General features: G+C 67.9%; 1 protein-coding gene. It reads right to left on the reverse strand.

Features of this window, described 5'->3' with window-relative positions:
- On the reverse strand, positions 1 to 1,072 hold a 1,072-nt coding region (locus E1283_RS36475), incomplete at its 3' end, for a non-ribosomal peptide synthetase (RefSeq protein ID WP_165956382.1).
- Positions 1,073 to 1,080 lie beyond the last annotated feature (8 nt).

The following is a 1,080-nucleotide window of genomic DNA, read 5'->3' on the forward strand; positions in this document are numbered from 1 at the left end:
GGTGCAACGCCGTCAACCCCAACGCCCGGTCAGTATCCGTGATCCGGAACTCGCGCATCGTCTCCTGAAGCGCGTTCACCAACCCACGATGGCCGATCATCACCCCCTTCGGCTGACCCGTCGAACCAGACGTGAACAACGCATACGCCAGATCATCCCCGCCCCGCACCGGCTCCGGCGAAACGGAACCGTCCAACCCATCCGGCAACGGCCGGTCCACGCACAGACGAGAAATCCCGTCCGGCCACGAGAGCGAGGCGTCCAGGTGCGACTGCGTCAACACCAGCCCGACCTCGCCGCGCTCCAGCAGGCCGACCAACCGCTCCGCCGGCGCGCCCGGGTCGACCGGCAGATACGCGGCGCCGGAAAGCAGCACCCCGTAGGCCGCGACGACCTGCTCCCAGCCCTTGTCCATCACGATCCCGACCAGGGAACCCGGCCGGACCCCCTGATCCCGCAACCACCACGCCACCTGGTTCGCCTCGTGACGCAGCTCCCGATACGTGACCGAACGACCGGACGTCACCACCGCCACCTGATCGGGACGCCGACCCACCTGCTCCAGGAAGAAGTCCTGGGCCAGCTTTTCGGGGATCTCGTGGTCGGGTCCTGTGCCGTGCTCCAGCACCCGCTGGTGACGCGCGGGGAGCGGTTGCGCTTCGACGGCCTGCCACTCGGCTCCATCGTCGGCGAGGTTCTGGAGCAGGGTGTGGTGGGCGGCGAACATGTCGCCGACCATCCCCTCGGGGAACAGTTCCTCCACCACGTCCCAGTTGAACAGGAGCTCGCCCTCCCGCTCCTGCACCTGGTAGTCCAGCCAGACCTGCGGGGTCTGCGAGATGTTGTGGACGGGGGTGAGGAGTTTCTCCAGGGAGTTGGGGTCGTCGTCGGACAGGGCGAGGGTGCTGGTGAGGACGACGGGCATGAGGGCACGGTCCATGCCTCCCTGGTGCCGCATCAGTTCACGCAGCACCCGCACGCCGCTGACGTACTGGTGGCTCAGGTCGTTCCACAACCGCTCCTGCAGCCGCCGCGCCCGCACCTCGAACGGCTCACGCTCCCGGTTGTCCACCTCCAACA

The organism is Streptomyces hainanensis (assembly GCF_004348415.1).
GTDB classification, from domain to species: Bacteria; Actinomycetota; Actinomycetes; order Streptomycetales; family Streptomycetaceae; genus Streptomyces; species Streptomyces hainanensis.